This window comes from Pseudomonadota bacterium, from assembly GCA_039818985.1.
In the GTDB taxonomy this organism is placed as follows: Bacteria; Pseudomonadota; Alphaproteobacteria; order Sphingomonadales; family Sphingomonadaceae; genus Alterisphingorhabdus.
In genome coordinates this window covers 90,142-105,684 of the sequence record JBCBSU010000001.1, presented here as the reverse complement: position 1 = coordinate 105,684, position 15,543 = coordinate 90,142, and the positions used below count along the sequence as shown (strand labels likewise).

Genomic DNA, 15,543 nt, shown 5'->3' with positions numbered 1-15,543 from the left:
GGTCACGCCCCCTCTTGTCCCAAAAGGACCAGGCCATAGACCGGCTTGTTCACACCCCCCAGTGGCGACCAGCGAAAATCCAACCTCGCATCCTGGCCGTCATTCTCGCCAAAACCAAATGTATGGCCATCGGCAAATATGGGGCCGGCCTGGGCCATAAAACGCGCGACACCGAATACCGTTTCCGCCAATGGTCCGGGCGCAATATCATAGGGGCCGCATTCGATTTCACGATCCATGAAAATATCGAGCCCGCGTGACTGGCAAACGATCCTGCCATCATTGTCGTAATCCGGGCCCGGGAAAAAGCGAACAGAAAACCAAAGCTGCGGAGGAAATTCAGGCTGGGCCAGCATTGCCCTGGTGCCCTCCTCAAAGGCTGCCGGAGGAAATACGGATTCGCTTGATGGCCAATACACCCCCAAACCGCCATCCATTTGCGCGGCGCAATTTGTAACCAGCGTCAACAAACGCGCCTGATTATCCGCTTCCGCATGGTTATTCGTGGAGTTCATAACTGCAAGAAGCAGGTGCGAACGCGCTTTATCGAACTCGCTCGAGGCCGCCTTCCATACAAGCTCATTGCCAAAAGCATCTGCCAGCGTTTCGGTCGGTATTGCGAAGGGCATGAATATTGCCAGCACCGAATAGGGGCCAATGGTGATTATGAAGCTGCGGGTGTCCTCATAATCTGTATCGGTTAACTGCGGCTCCGGATCATCTTCTTCAAGATAAGTTTCAACACGCGAAAACAGAGCAGTGCTATCGATCTTGGACTTATCGGCGAATGCCACCATGGATATAAAGCGGCCATCATATTGTTCAGGACCCGCCGAACGGATAGCGTCTTGCAAAAGGGAATTATTCTCAGAATCGGAAGGCACTATGCACCTCGGACTCCAGAGTTGGCCGCGCAACTGTAAAAGAGCTGAAATTCAGTGGTGCAGCTCGTAGCGACACCAGTAAAGTAGCGCGATTCACGCGGCAATCCTCCCCCTGTTATTTTGGTTCAACATCCTCGGAAAGCTGCATCCCGTCAAGTTCAGACTGATAGTTTTTTCACACCGATTTCGTTTCTTTACCGATAGAATTGTGACCAAACCTTCATAAATGTGCCACAAGCCTGAAAAACGTTCTCTCCAAGACAGAATCGACAGTTGACTATATACTGGTGTAAGCTACTTTTTACTAGAATGTCACGCAAGCGCGTGACAAAAAAACAGCATGAATTACGCAGGAAAGCAAGAGGGGAAAATGGCCAAAAAACCGGCATCAAAAAGCAAGCCAGCAGCCAAGAAAGCCAGCGCCGCAGCCAATGGCGGCGCTGCACAGCAAGCAGCACCCGTGGCGGACGCGACCCAGGGACAGGCCAGCGCCACCGGCAACCCGGATCTCTCCCCCGAGGTGATCGAGAAAATCGTCGAGGTCCGCTCCGCGGTGCGCGAAAATTTCGGCAAGGCTGTGATGTCGATGATGATGTTGCCGCGCTATCGTGCCCAGACACTGGCCGACCTGCAGCATCTGGTACTCGATCCACTGATCCAGGATCGCCTTTCCATCGCCTATCCGAGCGAAGCCAAGGACGGGCTCGCCGATATGAGTGGCTTTGCCATCTGGGCCAGCGTATCCGAAGAGGTTGACCAGAAGATCCGCGAACAGATCAAGGCCGGGGTATTTCCGGTGAGGCTGGCCAGCGACGAATGGAAGTCCGGCGAAATCAACTGGCTGCTTGATGTCGTCGCCAAGGACAGCAAGACCACAGCCAGCGTCATCGCCAATTTCAAACAGGTGGTGAAGCAGGGCGGCCTGCGGCTCCACCCGATGATCACCCGGCTGGTCGACAAGGAAACGCTGGAGAAAATGGGCGCCGAACGGATGAAACAGCCCGAAGCCGGTGGAGCATCCGCCGAGGCCGATAGCCCAGCCGATACCAGCGATATGCCAAGCACCGCAGTCAACTGACCTCAAAAGCGGCCTTATAGCCCGTTAGACAGCGCAATTCTCGGCAATGTAATTGGCGTGCACCGGCAGCCGGTTGCATTGCTGCACATTGTCCTGCGCCACTTTACTGACCACCGATTGCAACTCCTCTGCCGGCACCGCATCAACCATGGGGTGATAGGCCCCGGCACGCTCACCCTGTCCCCACATCACCTGCAGCCAGCTGGTCACGTCGAACAGCTCCTGATGCTGGCGGATGATCTGACCCGAGCTGCGGAACATGTCGAGCTTGTGCTGCAGGCTGTCGGGCACCGCCATGGTGCGGCAATAGCGCCAGAATTCGGTGTCGTCGCGTTCGGTGGCATGATAATGCAGAATCAGGAAATCACGGATCGCGGCATATTCCTCATCGGCCTGAGCATTATATTCGGCGATGAGATGTGGCGCCCTTTGCCGCCCAGGGAACAGCGCCATCAACCGCGCCAGCCCTGTCTGGATCAGATGGATGCTGGTCGATTCCAGTGGCTCGAGAAAGCCTGAAGACAGACCGAGCGCGACGCAGTTGTTTTTCCAGACCTCGCGGCGCTTGCCGGTGGTGAAGCGCAAATGACGCGGTTCCGCGAGCCGGTCACCCGGAGCATTGTCAAGCAAGATCTGCGTCGCCGCATCACTATCCATATAGGCGCTGCAATAGACATGACCGTTTCCGGTTCGGTGTTGCAGCGGGATATGCCATTGCCAGCCGGCTCCGCGCGCAGTGGAGCGGGTGAACGGCTCAAGCCGACCATCGCCGGTAGTCGGCATCGCGACGGCGCGGTCGCAGGGTAGCCAGTGCGACCAGTCCTGATAGTCGCTGCCCAGCGTTTCCCCGATCAGGAACCCGCGAAAGCCCGAACAGTCGATAAAGAAATCGCCCGCAATGGTCTCTCCGCTCTCCAGGCTGAGCGCAGTAATGTCTCCGCTTTCCGTATCCTGTTCAGCGGCAACCACCCGGCCCTCGCGCCGCATAACCCCGCGCTGTTCGGCATAGCGGCGCAGATAGGCCGCATAATGCAGCGCATCGAAGTGATAGGCATAGGGCAGCGAGCGGACGATGCCGGCCTGACGGCCCGACCGACCGAAGCGGCGCGCCCGCGCCGCCAGCACGTTGAGGCTCAGCTGGTCGATATCGCGATTGCCCCCCTCGGCACGATAGCGCAGCCAATAATGGTAAAAGGGAACCAGCCCGACCTTGGCACCGACATCGCCGAAACCGTGAATATAGCTGCTCCCCTTGCGGTGCCAGTCGACAAATTCGATCCCCAGCTTGAACGTGCCCGCGGTCGCACGGACAAATTCGGCCTCGTCAATACCAAGGCCGGTGTTGAACAACCGGATCTGGGGAATGGTGGCCTCGCCAACGCCGACTGTGCCAATCGCCTCGGATTCGATCAGGGTGATGTTCAGCGCATTGGAAAAATATTGCGACAGCGCCGCCGCCGCCATCCAGCCAGCGGTGCCACCGCCCATGATCACCAGACGCACCGGTTCCGCATCGCGCTGCTGTGTTTCCGTCACCTTTTTGTCGGCCCCTCATTCTACTGTGCTTTCGCATCGACATGCGACTATGGATAGAGTGCAACAGAGGCACCGATTCTGCCATGACAAAATTGACTGCACAGCATTTTGCACCCGGCAGGGCATCGCAAACCGGATGGATACAGATCGGCCCTTCGGGCGAGCATGTGCTGGTGATTGATGACATGCTGGCCGAGCCCGGGCATCTGCGCGACCATGCTTGTCGCGAGGCGCAATTTTCCGCCGCTGACACAAATGGCCAGGGCTATCCCGGATTGCGGGCGCCACTGCCGACGGCTTATGCCCGGGCGATGCTCAACCGGCTCGACCCGCTGATCCGCGAAAAATTCGCACTGGCGGAGCGCAGGATTGACCGCTTCAATTGCGGTCTGTCCATGGTCACCCGCGCTCGCGACGCTCTCCATCCTTTACAGCGCGTGCCGCATATCGACATTGCCCGCAACCACCGCATCGCCATCCTGCATTATCTGTTCGACCGGCCCTATGGCGGCACCGCATTTTATCGTCAGGAGGCAACCGGGCTGGAGCGTGTCGGTACCGCCGACAAGCAGCGCTATCTCGATCAGCGGGAACAGGATATCGCGCTACTCGAACCACATCACAGCTATCCCGATGCCGACACGCCCGGCTATAGCCGGTTACTGGTTGTGCCCGCCCGAATGAACCGGGTGATCATCTATCGCAGCTGCGTGCTGCACAGCGGCGTAATCATGCCTGCGCCCGAATTGACCGACAATCCCGAAACCGGTCGGCTCACAGCCAATTTCTTTGTCGATTATGCCTGAGCCCTGGCCATCAGATGTTCGCTTTCGGCATCGGCCGGGAAGAACAATTCGATGCGGATATCGGCCAGCCGCAACACCATATCCCTGCTGGGCATCGCCTTGCCGGTCTCCAGATAGGAAAGATGCCGGGTTGAAACGTCGGACTCCAGCGCCAGAGTCATCTGGCTCATGCGCCGCCGGTTGCGCCATGATTTCAGTAGCGCGCCAAAGCCTTGCATACGCCATTCTCCTTTGGGCCCCGGCGTAAACCAGAGTGCAAATACGCAACCATAACCTGCGAGGTCATTGTTTTTGAAAAATGTTTGCGGTGAACTGCACATCCTCCGCAAGCAGCTACAGGAACAAGGCCATGTCCAACCCTGCCAATCCCGGTCCAGACAATGCCAATCTCGCCGACGCCATGCCGCTGGCCAGACTTTTGGGTGTTGCGGTGTCGCGTGCCGGTCCGCAAGAGATCATCGGTACGCTGCATGTGCGCGAAGATCTTTGCACCGCCGGCGACGGCGTGCATGGCGGTACAGTAATGGCGTTCGCAGATTCGCTCGCCGCAATTGGCGCGTTTTTGAATTTGCCGGAGGGGGCAACCGGCACCACGACCATTGAGAGCAAAACCAATTTTGTCGGGCGGGCCGCCAGCGGCATCACTTTGACGGGCATATCTACCCCGGTTGCGCGCGGCAAGCGTCTCTCTGTATGGCAGACCCGAATCGAGACTGATCAGGAGAGGCTGGTCGCGCTGGTGACCCAGACGCAGCTGGTGCTGTAAAATATTGACATTGTGACGGGCAAGCAGCCGCCGGTTCAGGCACCACCCACCGCATCCACCATCTCGGCCAGCACCGCCAGGCAATCATCGGCAAGCTTTTTGCAGCGCTCGGGGCTCCAGCCCTGATCGCTATCGGGCAGGTCGCGATTGTCCTTGAACGGCATTTCCAGCGTCATTGCGATACAGCCATGGCTTTTGGTGAATCGTTCAGCGACCTGGTTGGTCGACATTGACAGGTTGGCTTTGCCTTTGGCCGCCACCGGATAGCCAAGCTCGGTCTGGAAATCGGGGGTGCGCGCGGCGAGCAGGTCGCGATAGCGGTGATAGAGCTGTCCCTGGCGCTCGGTCCATGACGGGATACCTTCAAAACCGGCAATGAACACCGCCGGGATCGCCTCGTCGCCATGGACATCCATGGCAAAGGCGCAACCGGTCTCGTCCATGGCGTTGCGCACGCACAGCACTTCGGGGCTGCGTTCGGCGCTGGGCTGATGCCATTCGCGATTGAGATTGACCCCGGCAAAATTGGTGCGCAAATGCCCGCGGCGGCTGCCATCGGGGTTCATATTGGGTACGATATGCAGGCGGCATTTTTGCCGCAACAGCCGGGCATGTGGGTCGCTGGGGTCAGTCAGCTTTTCCAGGGCACCTTCCATCCACCATTCGGCCATGGTCTCGCCAGGATGCTGGCGCGCATAGAGCCAAACCGGAATGTCGCCCTCGCCGATTTCGAGACAGTCTATCGGTTGGCCTTCAAGGCTGTGGCCGAGACAGCGGTAATCGACGCCTTCACTCGCCGCCGCCTCGGCAACCAGATCGTGATGGCGTTCCATCGAATAGGGCGCGAAATAGGCAAACCAGCAGACACCCGATGCCGGGACATGGCGGATGGTCAACGTGCCTGTCTCTTTGTCATAGCCGGTCTCGGCACGCTGCCAATAGTCACGGTCCTCGCTGACACAGGCAGCATAATCGGGCCAGCCCTGGGGATAGGCGGAGTCGGTCAGGCCGGTAATCTCCAGCACGACTTCCTCGCCCGGGTCAGCGGTCAGGCGAAAGTGGAACCACTGGAAAAAATCAGACTCGCGGTCCTTGTTGATAGTCAACCGGGCGTAGCTGCCGGAATGCTCGGCAATAGCGATATTGCCGGAATCGAATGCGCTGCAAATGTCATGAATCATGGCACCGTGATAGTCTCACCCGGACGCCCTGGGAAGTCACCAAACATGGCCGAGAGTATTTTATCGGCAAAGCCATAGGGCTCGCTTTGCGGTGAGCCCGGCTTGGCCTCACTCTGACCGCGCGCCTCCCACAAGGTCTTCTCGCTCTCACGCTCCTCTATCGACACGGTTAGTTGACAGACCATGCGGTCACCGGGTCCGCCAAAAGGAACGGTGATGCCAAGCCCGACCGAACCACCGGTGCCGATGGCGGCCGGACCACCACCGGTCAGAATTGCCCGGTCATCGACATCGCGGCTGTCAAGGATGCGATATTCCAGATAGGCAATCTGGTCGCTGTCTCTGGCATCAGAAGCAATGGTATAGCCCTGCCCTTCCAGAATCCGGCTGAGCCGCTCGGCAAAGGCCTTATGTACCGGCGCATCAGGTGCTGCTTCGTTGGCAACCATTATGGTGATTGTGCCGCTACCGAGAGCCTCGGCCTTTTCGGGCAGGTGAAAGCGGGTGATTTCGGTTGGCCCCAAAGGAGCAGCACAGGCGGTAAGCAATCCGGCCAGCACCAGCAATATCAGATTGGAAAAGCGCATATCTTCTGTTGTTGCCGGATGATGACGGGTCATTCGACCTCGATGGTCGCGCCCGATTCACCGGGGAAATCACTAAACAGCGCGCTCGCCAGCTTGGCCGCGGCAATTTGCGGTTCTGCCGCCGGTGTTCCCGGCTTGGCCTCGCTCACCGCCTGCCCTTCCCATAGCCGGACATTATCAGCCGAGCGCATGATGATCACCTCAACGGTGGTGAAGATCCGCTCGCTCGAACCGCCACCGAGATTGAAGCCGATACCCCCGCCAACACCCGAGCGGAAACCGCCCGTGCCGCCGCCAACACCGACACTCACCGGCCCCTGCCGGCTGCCGACCGTCTGGGTCTGGCTGTTATAGGCCAGCGTCGCCAGTTGCTCGGGCGCATCGGTGCCATCGACCACGCTATAGCCCTGGGCAGAAAGCTCGCGGCCTATCGCCGAAGCATAGGCGCGAAATTCGAGACTGTTATTATCGAAGCCCTCAGCCGGAACTACCGCAATCCGCGCCGATGTCGCATCGGGTGCATCGTTCAGCACATGGAAGCGGCGCACTTCGATCGGACCGACGGGAGCAACACACCCGCTAAGCGCCATGGCCATCACCAGTGCGAGGCCGAGCATCAGCGACCGCAGGGCATTGAACGGAAGAGCAGAGGCATAAAGGCTGTGAGACATATCGGGGCATCCTGTCAATTTTGCGCATCTATAGCCTAAAATCGGCAAGGCTGCGAACCAAATAGCCTTGCACCAATGTAACAAAGGCTTTCGGATATATTTGCGATTTACCTTATGGCCCGGACTGGATTAAGCGGGACTGACCGCGACTGGAGAGGCCGGCAAGGCTGTGACAAGAGAGCAGAGCATGGCAAGAAAAGTAGAAGCAGAGCTGGCCAAATGCCCGGTGCTGGTCACTGGTGGGGCCGGCTATATTGGAAGCCATGCAGTATTGGCCCTGACCGACGCCGGATGGCCAGTGGTGGTAATCGACAATCTGGTCACCGGTTTTCGCTGGGCTGTCGCCGATGACGTGCCCTTTTATCAGGGCGATATTGCTGATGCCGAACTGATGAGCGAAATCATCGCCGATCATGATATCGGCGCGATCATGCATTTTGCCGGATCGGTGGTGGTACCGGAATCGGTCAGCGACCCGCTGAAATATTATCATAACAACACCGCCAAGAGCCGGGCACTGATCGAGACAGCAGTGACATCGGGGGTGAAGCACATCATCTTCTCGTCGACCGCCGCCACCTATGGCATTCCCGAAACCAGCCCGGTTGCCGAAGAGGCGCCGCAGCGGCCGATCAATCCCTATGGCATGTCGAAACTGATGACCGAGATCATGCTGCGCGACACCGCCGCAGCGCATCCGGTCAATTTCTGTGCCTTGCGCTATTTCAACGTCGCCGGTGCCGACCCTGAGGGACGTTCGGGCCAGTCAACGGCAGGCGCAACGCATCTCATCAAGGTCGCGGTCGAGGCGGCTTTGGGCAAGCGCGACAAGGTGGCCGTGTTCGGCAGTGATTTCGACACCCCCGACGGTACCGGGGTGCGCGACTATATCCATGTGACCGATCTCGCCGCAGCGCATCTGCTGGCACTGGAGAAGCTGATCGAATCACCGGCGGACAGCCATTTCCTCAATTGCGGCTATGGCCATGGCTATTCGGTGCTCGAAGTGCTCGATGCTGTCGACCGGGTGACCAACAGCCCGATTGTCCGTGAAATGGCCGGTCGCCGCGCCGGCGACCCGGATGCGCTGATTTCCGACAATCGCGCGATAAAAGCGCGCTTTGGCTGGCAGCCACAGCGCGATGATCTTGACCGGATTGTCGAAGATGCGCTCGCATGGGAGCGGAAACTGGCGGAAAAACACGGCCGATAGCGCTATTGTCCGCTTGACTTTGCCCCGGCTTTTGCCTTATCCGCCCGGCTTCGCATTGAGCGCGAGTCATTTCGGACGCCGGACCATAAAGGCTTTGGCGCGCATGGCTGGCGGACAAAAAGGCAGATGACAGATGAAAATTCGCAACTCGCTTAAATCGCTCAAGGGCCGTCATCGCGACAATCGCGTGATCCGTCGTCGTGGCCGCACCTATGTGATCAACAAGACCAACCGCCGGTTCAAGGCCCGCCAGGGCTAAGCGCCAGCGGACAGCCTATGGCATACAGGAAACCGCCCCTAGTCCGGGCGGTTTTTTGTTGGCCGAATGATTTTGGAGACCTCCGGGATGGCCGTGATTTCCAACGTTATCTTCGATGTCGGCAATGTCCTCTACCAATGGGATATCCGCCATCTCTATGCCAAGCTGATCGATGATCCGCAGCGGCTCGACTGGTTCCTTTCCAATGTTGTCACAACACAATGGCATTTCCAGCATGATGCCGGGCGCGAACTGGCGCCGATGGTCGCAGAGCTGATTGCCGAATGGCCCGGGGAGCGTGACCTGATCGAGGCCTATGTGCCGCGCTGGCTGGAAACCATACCGGGGCCGGTGCCAGGATCGCACGCGCTGGTCCAGGCACTGCACCAGAACGGCGTACCGATTTACGGCATTACCAATTTCGGCGTAGAGTTCTGGGACATGTTCCGCCCTACGGCACCGATATTCGACCTGTTCGGTGATATCATTGTCTCGGGTGCGGAAAAAATTCTGAAGCCCGATCCGCGCATCTATCGCCTTGCCGAACAGCGCTTCGGCATCGACCCTGTGACGGCGCTGTTCATCGATGACCGGCAGGACAATGTCGACGGTGCCCGCGCCTGCGGCTTCCAGGCGCATCGTTTTGAAGATGCCGGTACTTTGCGGGTGGTGCTCGCAGACTATGGGTTGATCTGATCCGCAAAACCATAAATCATGCGAAGCCGGACTGGAGCCTGTGACCCATGACAGCTCGCATACATCTGCTCGACTTTTTGCGCGGTTCTGCGGTTCTGGGCATGCTCGTCGTCAATATGCCTTGGCATGCTGGCGATTCCATGGCGCGGGTCTATGATCCCGATGTCGCCAGCGTCGCGGCCTGGTTGTCGCAATATCTGATCTTCGACCAGCGATTCATGCCGATCTTTGCCATGCTGTTCGGCTCCGGCCTGTTGCTGATGCACCGCCCGGAAAAGCCATTGGGACCATTTGCGCCCTATTATCTCAAACGCATGGCGATATTGTTGGCGATAGGCATCTGTCATGCCTATCTGCTGTGGCCTGGTGACATTCTCATCACCTATGCTGTCTGCGGGCCTTTTTTGCTGCTGGCATTGCATCTCTCGCCCGCGCGCCTGATTGTCATCGGTATCGCATTGAAGATGCTCAACATGGCGTTCAACCAGTGGCCGGAACTCTACGAGTTGACCGTTGAGGCGATGCTGTTCACATGGTGGGTCGATTATGGCGATGCACCCTCGACGATAAACCAGGCCTATGCCGGCGGCTATGGCGATCTGTTCCGCTATAATGTCTGGCGCAACCAGTTCATCCAATGGACGGCGTTGCCCTATTTCCGGGTCTGGAACGCGCTGGGCTTCATGCTGATCGGCATGGGGCTATTCAAGCTCGGCATAATACAGGGTCTGCGCTCGCCTGCTTTCTATCGCAGCCTGGCCGTCTGGGCCCTGGTGGCAGGGATACCGCTTGTCCTATACGGCATAGTGGCAAGAATCGGTGTCAATGAAACGGTCGGACCTTATCTGGGCTTTACCAGCGAATTGCCGCTATCGGGCATCACCTTTCTGACGGGGTGCGCGATTACCTCGCTCGCCATGCTTTCGGGGCTGAATATATTGCATCCGATGCTGCCGATATGGTGGCGGACCAGCATCGAGCGTGTCGGCCGGATGGCGCTGACAAATTATCTGATGCAATCAGTGCTGATACTATTGCTGTTCCATGGCCTCAAGCTCCTGCCTTTTGACGCGCTTGATCCCGATGCGCTGTTTGGCCTTACCGTGGCGGTCTGGCTGATCCAGATAGGATTCAGCCGCTTGTGGCTGTCGCATCATGATCAGGGCCCGGTAGAAGCATTATGGCGACGACTATGCGGCCCCAATCCATCATCTGCCGGCGCAAAACTGTCAGCTGCCTGATGGTCAGCCTGAAAAGCTAACTTTCTTTTCCGGCACGATAGTTCAGGAAATCCTCCAGATGGTGGAGCTTTTTGCTGCGCGATGCGGCAGCCGCCTTTTGCGCGGCGCGCGCCAGCTTCCTGTGCCAGCCGGCCATCTTCTTTTCCGCCGACCCGCGACGCACCGGGCCGAAAAGATAAAGTCTGGCGGGTTTGAGTCCGCAAAAACCCAGAATTTGCTTGCGCCAGCGGTGCATAATGGAATTGCCATAGGCAAAACGCAGGAAGATCGGCGGTGTATCAAGTGTTACCAGGGCATCGGCGGACCGGCCCGCCAGCAGGCCGTCCCAGAAGCTGTCATTGTCATGATAGCGAAAGGTGAAATGCGGCAGCAACACCCGGTCGACAAAGCCTTTCAGCAATGCCGGTTCCGCGCCCCACCACATGGGGAAGGCAAAAACCATATGGTCGCAGGCATCGATCAGCCGCGCCGCGTGGAGCAGATCGGGTTCCCAGGACTGCGGCTCGACATAGCCCTTGTGCAGTACAGGATCGAAATCCATGTCGCGCAGCACCAGCCGGTCGATCTGCGCTGCGCCACCGCAATGACGCTGATATTCGTCGAGCAGATGCGAAGTCAGCCGGTTCGCATCGGGATGGCCGTCAATCAGCACTATACGCATATTCTGAAGCCTCTCTGGCTGCTATTCGGGCTGCATGATCAGCGGGAATAGCCTTTCAGCTCATCACCGCTCAGCGTCACGATATGCAGCACATTGGTCGAACCGGGCGTGCCGAACGGAACTCCGGCCAGTGCGATGCAGCGATCCCCGGCCTCACCAAAGCCATGGCGCAGCGCCATACGCTTGCCCTTGCCAATCATTTCCTCGAAACTGCCGATGTCGCGCGTCACCACCGCATGTGCGCCCCATAGCAGTCCCAGCCGTCGCGCCGTTGCCCGGGTCGGGGTCAGCACCAATAGCGGGATAGACGGCCGCTCGCGCGCCACGCGACGCGCCGTTGAACCCGAGCCGGTAAAACAGACAATCGCCGAGGTACTGACCGTCTCGGCAATCTGGGCACAGGACGCCGCCAGCGCATCGGCAGTGGTGGCATCGGGCAGCGTTTCGGTGAGGTGCACCCGTTCGGCATAGCCAGGATCAGTTTCCACCTGCACCGCAATCCGGTCCATGATCGACACCGCTTCGACCGGCCAGTCCCCGGTCGCCGTCTCGGCCGACAGCATCACCGCATCGGCGCCGTCATAAACCGCCGTGGCGACATCGGAAACCTCGGCGCGGGTCGGTGTCGGCGCAGTGATCATCGATTCGAGCATCTGCGTCGCCACCACCACCGGCTTGCCCGAAACCCGCGCGGCGGCGACGATATTCTTCTGCAGCGGCGGCACCTCCTCGGGCGCCATTTCGACCCCCAGATCGCCGCGTGCCACCATCACCGCATCGGATAGCTCCAATATCTCGTCGAGCCGGTTGACTGCGCTGGGCTTTTCAATCTTGGCGATCAACGCGGCACGACCATCGATCAGCCTTCGTGCCTCTGCGACATCTTCGGGGCGCTGGACAAAGCTCAGCGCAATCCAGTCGGCGCCCTGATCGAGAGCGAAGGCCATGTCCTTGCGATCCTTTTCGGTGAGTGCCGCCATAGGCACCACCGCATCGGGCACGTTGAGCCCCTTGCGATCAGAGATGCGCCCGCCGACCTCGGCGCTGGTCAATATGCTGTCCTTTCCCGCACGGATCACCCGCAATTGCAACTTGCCATCATCGAGCAGCAGCCGCGAACCCTTGTCCAGCACTGCGAACAGTTCGGGATGCGGCAGATGCACCCGCGTCGCATCGCCTGGTGCCTCGTCGCTATCGAGGGTGAAATGGCTGCCATGACGGATAATCGCCTCGCCGCCTTCGAACGTGCCAACACGCAGCTTTGGCCCCTGCAGGTCGCACAAAAGCGTGATCGGACGCTGTACCCGCTGTTCAAGATCACGGATATGCATGATGACCCGGGCATGATCAGCATGGTCACCATGACTCATATTGATGCGGAACGCATCGGCACCGGCGCGATACAGCGCTTCGATCATCTCGGTGGTGCGGCTCGCCGGGCCCAGTGTGGCGAGAATCTTGACCTTTCTGTGACGGCGTCCGGGCCGCTTTCGTCCTGCGTCGCTCACCGTCACGTCCCCTCTATCCATCCGCTGCTGGTCACAGCACGCGCCTATGCCTTTGCTCTATGACAGGATGGTTGCGGGAAGTGCAATCTTACAGTGTATTTTCGTCTCTGAAGCGGTACCGGGTAAGACCATCACGGCGAGTCAGTCGGCAAGTCCGGCGCGTCGCATAAAGGCGTTTTCGAACATGGCACGGTCCTCGGCATCGGGCAGCAATCGCGCCCGGGCCGCCTTCCACTTGTCGACATTGCCGCCATAGGTTGCGCGGATACGCTGCGGATTATAGCCGTTGGTCTTGCCCCAATGCTGGCTGTAGGGAATGCCCAGAGCCTCCATTTTCTCGGGGATTTTTTCGAGAAAGTTCAGCGCACTGTTGTTGTAAACGCCGTCGATGCTGATGACAAAAGTGGTCTCCCACTGGTTGAAAGCCAGCAGCGCCGGAGATTTTTTGACATAGCGACAGCCAAAAACCAGCGGCACCGGGCCGATATCACCATTAAGGTCGATCAATGCATCAAGCGTTGCCAGCGCATGTTCCAGCGGTACCGCAACGGTGCCACTGGCGACCTTGGTGCGGTGCGCCTTATAGCCGAACTGCTCACCCCAGCTGCCGCTCTTCCTGCCCAGCGTGAACAGCTGCCCCGCCACCAGCTGCGCGAACAGCGGCACCGCGCTCTGGAACAGGTCGAGCGCACGCCCAGCCACCGTCACAAAATCATAGCCGGGTCCAAACTTCCCGGCCGGCATAAGATAATCGGGGTTGTGCCCTGTCTTCCATGGCTTGTCATGCATCTGGGTGATCAACACTTCAGGTGGGTTGGTATTGGGGTTGATGATCGGCTGAAAGAAATAGGGTCGCCCGGTATCGGGGCCATCCGGATTCTCGGGATCGGCAGGGGGGTCGAGATCGGGGTTGAGCGAAAAGTCGAGATGAGCAATGCGCTGGCGCATCGCGGCATCGAACACCAGCTTTTTGTTATTGGCCGCATCATAATTATAGGCATTGAGCAGGAAGCGCGGTCGCGCCTCGATAACCACATTATGGATTACGCCAAAGGCCCCGAGACCCACCAGCACCGCGTTGAAAACATCATCATCGCGGAGCAGTTCGGCATTGATTGAATTGGGCAGCGAATGCTTCATCACCGGATAGCTTGCGCGTTCCAGCCAATATTGCTTCTCCGGTCCGGCGAGCAGATGAATAGCGACAATATGGTCATGCAAAGCCCCGAAATCGAGTGCCGAACCATGGGTGCCGGTCGCCGTGGCGCCGGCAATAGTCTGACCATTGGCGGCGCCCGTTGTCTTGAACGACAGACCTTTTTTGGTTTCGAGCCAGGCATTAATCTCGGAAATATAATTGCCGCACTGTATTAGGCACAGGCCGTTGCGCGCCTCGGCATTGCCCTTATAGCCGGGGTCAAGCTGATCCGCGCGCAGTTTCTTCTTGCCAATCAGCACCGAGATATCGAGCAACACCCCATCACTCAGAGGCGCATCCGAAAGCGACCAGGCGCGGCCCACAGCCCGATAGGCTTTGCCCTTCTGTTTGGCATCGGCCATAGAGCGCTGAATCTGCCGGGTACAGCGGTTTATCGTTTTCGAGCCATAGGGCGGATTCTCCAGTGGCGGATGAACCTTGTCGATACCGGCAACCGTGCCGGAGACCGTCTCATGCCAATTTTCCCATTGGCGCGGGCCTGGAACCTGTTCCAGCATCTGGTCGTCATTGGGCATTGCATCTCTCCCTCACAGTCAAACGCATCCCGGCACGGGCTTCAAAACCCGTCAGGATCATTGTCTTCTTCGGGAGGCGGAGGTGGCTTGGCGCAATAATAATAGATTTTCGACGGATTCACGATGCCCAGAGTCAGCAGCGACAACAGTCCTTGACCGAAATTGCGCCGCACCTCGACCCGACCAAGTCCGGCAGAACGGCATTCGGAAACCAGAACACCTTTTTCGGCGTCGGTCGAAAAACCGCTTCTTCCCGCAAAGTTGGTCTGCGGCGCAGGGCTGTTCTCGCCGCGCTCGACAACGATAACTCTGGTATTCTTCTCCACCACCACGATCTGAACCTTGCAGTCCTCGCCATCGACCGCCGGATCGCAGCCACGGGCATCGGGCACATCGCCGGCAACCGAAGTCTGCGACGCCTCATAGGGGTTGCCGCCAATGCCGGTATAATCGGGCGGATTGATCTGGATCAGATGGCTGGCACAGCCGCTGCACAATAGCAGCGGCAGCGCAGACAGTATAACCGGGGTGCGTTTCATGGTCGCTTCATCCTCTTATTGCAGAAAATGCGACCATTATGTTCTGGACCGGAATATTATTTTTTCGGCCCAGACTATATCATGCATGGGTACATAACATGGCATGGCATTTCCACCAAACCGGAGAGGATTGGGGAAAGCTGCCACTCGCGCATTGCGGGAATCGGAGCCAGCCCGGTATAG

At 58.6% G+C, this 15,543-nt stretch carries 16 protein-coding genes and 1 pseudogene; 7 read left to right on the top strand and 10 right to left on the bottom strand.

Annotated elements, in window-relative coordinates:
- Positions 1-2: 2 nt before the first annotated feature.
- On the bottom strand, positions 3-797 hold the full coding sequence (locus tag AAFX04_00495; protein MEO1043899.1) for a hypothetical protein: 795 nt from the start codon (positions 795-797) through the stop codon (positions 3-5).
- Positions 798-1,254: 457 nt separating this feature from the next.
- Here AAFX04_00495 and AAFX04_00490 point away from each other — a divergent pair, with 457 nt between their 5' ends.
- Positions 1,255-1,962 carry a toxin-activating lysine-acyltransferase gene (locus AAFX04_00490; GenBank protein MEO1043898.1) on the top strand — a complete coding sequence of 236 codons (708 nt, stop codon included), beginning with the start codon at positions 1,255-1,257 and terminating at the stop codon, positions 1,960-1,962.
- A 24-nt stretch (positions 1,963-1,986) separates the two neighbouring features.
- Here AAFX04_00490 and AAFX04_00485 read toward each other — a convergent pair whose 3' ends face one another.
- The gene (locus tag AAFX04_00485; GenBank protein MEO1043897.1) at positions 1,987-3,498 is read right to left on the bottom strand and encodes a tryptophan halogenase family protein; all 1,512 of its coding nucleotides are present in this window, start codon (positions 3,496-3,498) and stop codon (positions 1,987-1,989) included.
- Between the two features lie 83 nt (positions 3,499-3,581).
- On the opposite strand from AAFX04_00485, the gene AAFX04_00480 reads away from it, so the two are divergent.
- Complete coding sequence (locus AAFX04_00480) at positions 3,582-4,304, top strand: DUF6445 family protein (protein ID MEO1043896.1); 723 nt, start codon at positions 3,582-3,584, stop codon at positions 4,302-4,304.
- Between the two features lie 59 nt (positions 4,305-4,363).
- On the opposite strand, the pseudogene AAFX04_00475 reads toward AAFX04_00480, so the two are convergent.
- A pseudogene (locus AAFX04_00475) lies at positions 4,364-4,522 on the bottom strand (helix-turn-helix transcriptional regulator).
- Between the two features lie 131 nt (positions 4,523-4,653).
- On the opposite strand from AAFX04_00475, the gene AAFX04_00470 reads away from it, so the two are divergent.
- The gene (locus AAFX04_00470) at positions 4,654-5,070 is read left to right on the top strand and encodes a PaaI family thioesterase (GenBank protein MEO1043895.1); all 417 of its coding nucleotides are present in this window, start codon (positions 4,654-4,656) and stop codon (positions 5,068-5,070) included.
- Positions 5,071-5,105: 35 nt separating this feature from the next.
- Here AAFX04_00470 and AAFX04_00465 read toward each other — a convergent pair whose 3' ends face one another.
- Genes AAFX04_00465 through AAFX04_00455 form a run of 3 tightly spaced genes read right to left on the bottom strand, consistent with a single transcriptional unit; the run spans position 5,106 to position 7,509 of the window.
- Complete coding sequence (locus AAFX04_00465; protein MEO1043894.1) at positions 5,106-6,251, bottom strand: M14-type cytosolic carboxypeptidase; 1,146 nt, start codon at positions 6,249-6,251, stop codon at positions 5,106-5,108.
- Complete coding sequence (locus AAFX04_00460; GenBank protein ID MEO1043893.1) at positions 6,248-6,871, bottom strand: hypothetical protein; 624 nt, start codon at positions 6,869-6,871, stop codon at positions 6,248-6,250. The genes AAFX04_00465 and AAFX04_00460 overlap by 4 nt, the downstream gene beginning before the upstream one ends.
- Entirely contained in the window at positions 6,868-7,509 is a 642-nt protein-coding gene (locus AAFX04_00455; GenBank protein ID MEO1043892.1) for a DUF4136 domain-containing protein, read from the bottom strand. The genes AAFX04_00460 and AAFX04_00455 overlap by 4 nt, the downstream gene beginning before the upstream one ends.
- A gap of 187 nt (positions 7,510-7,696) precedes the next feature.
- Here AAFX04_00455 and galE point away from each other — a divergent pair, with 187 nt between their 5' ends.
- The 4 genes from galE (at position 7,697) to AAFX04_00435 (ending at position 10,918) form a co-directional block, all read left to right on the top strand.
- A complete protein-coding gene (gene galE / locus AAFX04_00450; protein MEO1043891.1) occupies positions 7,697-8,722 on the top strand; it encodes a UDP-glucose 4-epimerase GalE in 1,026 nt (341 codons plus the stop codon).
- 133 nt (positions 8,723-8,855) lie between these two features.
- Positions 8,856-8,981: a type B 50S ribosomal protein L36 gene (gene ykgO / locus AAFX04_00445; protein MEO1043890.1), complete on the top strand. Its 126-nt coding sequence runs from the start codon at positions 8,856-8,858 to the stop codon at positions 8,979-8,981.
- Positions 8,982-9,068: 87 nt separating this feature from the next.
- On the top strand, positions 9,069-9,677 hold the full coding sequence (locus AAFX04_00440) for an HAD family phosphatase (protein MEO1043889.1): 609 nt from the start codon (positions 9,069-9,071) through the stop codon (positions 9,675-9,677).
- A 47-nt stretch (positions 9,678-9,724) separates the two neighbouring features.
- Positions 9,725-10,918: a DUF418 domain-containing protein gene (locus AAFX04_00435; GenBank protein ID MEO1043888.1), complete on the top strand. Its 1,194-nt coding sequence runs from the start codon at positions 9,725-9,727 to the stop codon at positions 10,916-10,918.
- Between the two features lie 16 nt (positions 10,919-10,934).
- Here AAFX04_00435 and AAFX04_00430 read toward each other — a convergent pair whose 3' ends face one another.
- From AAFX04_00430 to AAFX04_00415, 4 genes are all read right to left on the bottom strand, one after another.
- Complete coding sequence (locus AAFX04_00430; protein ID MEO1043887.1) at positions 10,935-11,579, bottom strand: NAD(P)H-dependent oxidoreductase; 645 nt, start codon at positions 11,577-11,579, stop codon at positions 10,935-10,937.
- Positions 11,580-11,617: 38 nt separating this feature from the next.
- Complete coding sequence (pyk, locus tag AAFX04_00425; GenBank protein ID MEO1043886.1) at positions 11,618-13,087, bottom strand: pyruvate kinase; 1,470 nt, start codon at positions 13,085-13,087, stop codon at positions 11,618-11,620.
- Positions 13,088-13,228: 141 nt separating this feature from the next.
- The gene (locus AAFX04_00420; protein ID MEO1043885.1) at positions 13,229-14,821 is read right to left on the bottom strand and encodes an FAD-binding protein; all 1,593 of its coding nucleotides are present in this window, start codon (positions 14,819-14,821) and stop codon (positions 13,229-13,231) included.
- A 41-nt stretch (positions 14,822-14,862) separates the two neighbouring features.
- Positions 14,863-15,360: a hypothetical protein gene (locus tag AAFX04_00415; GenBank protein MEO1043884.1), complete on the bottom strand. Its 498-nt coding sequence runs from the start codon at positions 15,358-15,360 to the stop codon at positions 14,863-14,865.
- Positions 15,361-15,543: the final 183 nt, after the last annotated feature.

Coding starts and splice junctions, on each gene's coding strand:
- AAFX04_00495 (MEO1043899.1), bottom strand. CDS start 797: ATGGTGGCATTCGCCGATAAGTCCAAGATCGATAGCACTGCTCTGTTT.
- AAFX04_00490 (MEO1043898.1), top strand. CDS start 1,255: ATGGCCAAAAAACCGGCATCAAAAAGCAAGCCAGCAGCCAAGAAAGCC.
- AAFX04_00480 (MEO1043896.1), top strand. CDS start 3,582: ATGACAAAATTGACTGCACAGCATTTTGCACCCGGCAGGGCATCGCAA.
- AAFX04_00470 (MEO1043895.1), top strand. CDS start 4,654: ATGTCCAACCCTGCCAATCCCGGTCCAGACAATGCCAATCTCGCCGAC.
- AAFX04_00465 (MEO1043894.1), bottom strand. CDS start 6,251: ATGATTCATGACATTTGCAGCGCATTCGATTCCGGCAATATCGCTATT.
- AAFX04_00460 (MEO1043893.1), bottom strand. CDS start 6,871: ATGACCCGTCATCATCCGGCAACAACAGAAGATATGCGCTTTTCCAAT.
- AAFX04_00455 (MEO1043892.1), bottom strand. CDS start 7,509: ATGTCTCACAGCCTTTATGCCTCTGCTCTTCCGTTCAATGCCCTGCGG.
- galE (MEO1043891.1), top strand. CDS start 7,697: ATGGCAAGAAAAGTAGAAGCAGAGCTGGCCAAATGCCCGGTGCTGGTC.
- ykgO (MEO1043890.1), top strand. CDS start 8,856: ATGAAAATTCGCAACTCGCTTAAATCGCTCAAGGGCCGTCATCGCGAC.
- AAFX04_00440 (MEO1043889.1), top strand. CDS start 9,069: ATGGCCGTGATTTCCAACGTTATCTTCGATGTCGGCAATGTCCTCTAC.
- AAFX04_00435 (MEO1043888.1), top strand. CDS start 9,725: ATGACAGCTCGCATACATCTGCTCGACTTTTTGCGCGGTTCTGCGGTT.
- AAFX04_00430 (MEO1043887.1), bottom strand. CDS start 11,579: ATGCGTATAGTGCTGATTGACGGCCATCCCGATGCGAACCGGCTGACT.
- AAFX04_00420 (MEO1043885.1), bottom strand. CDS start 14,821: ATGCCCAATGACGACCAGATGCTGGAACAGGTTCCAGGCCCGCGCCAA.
- AAFX04_00415 (MEO1043884.1), bottom strand. CDS start 15,360: ATGAAACGCACCCCGGTTATACTGTCTGCGCTGCCGCTGCTATTGTGC.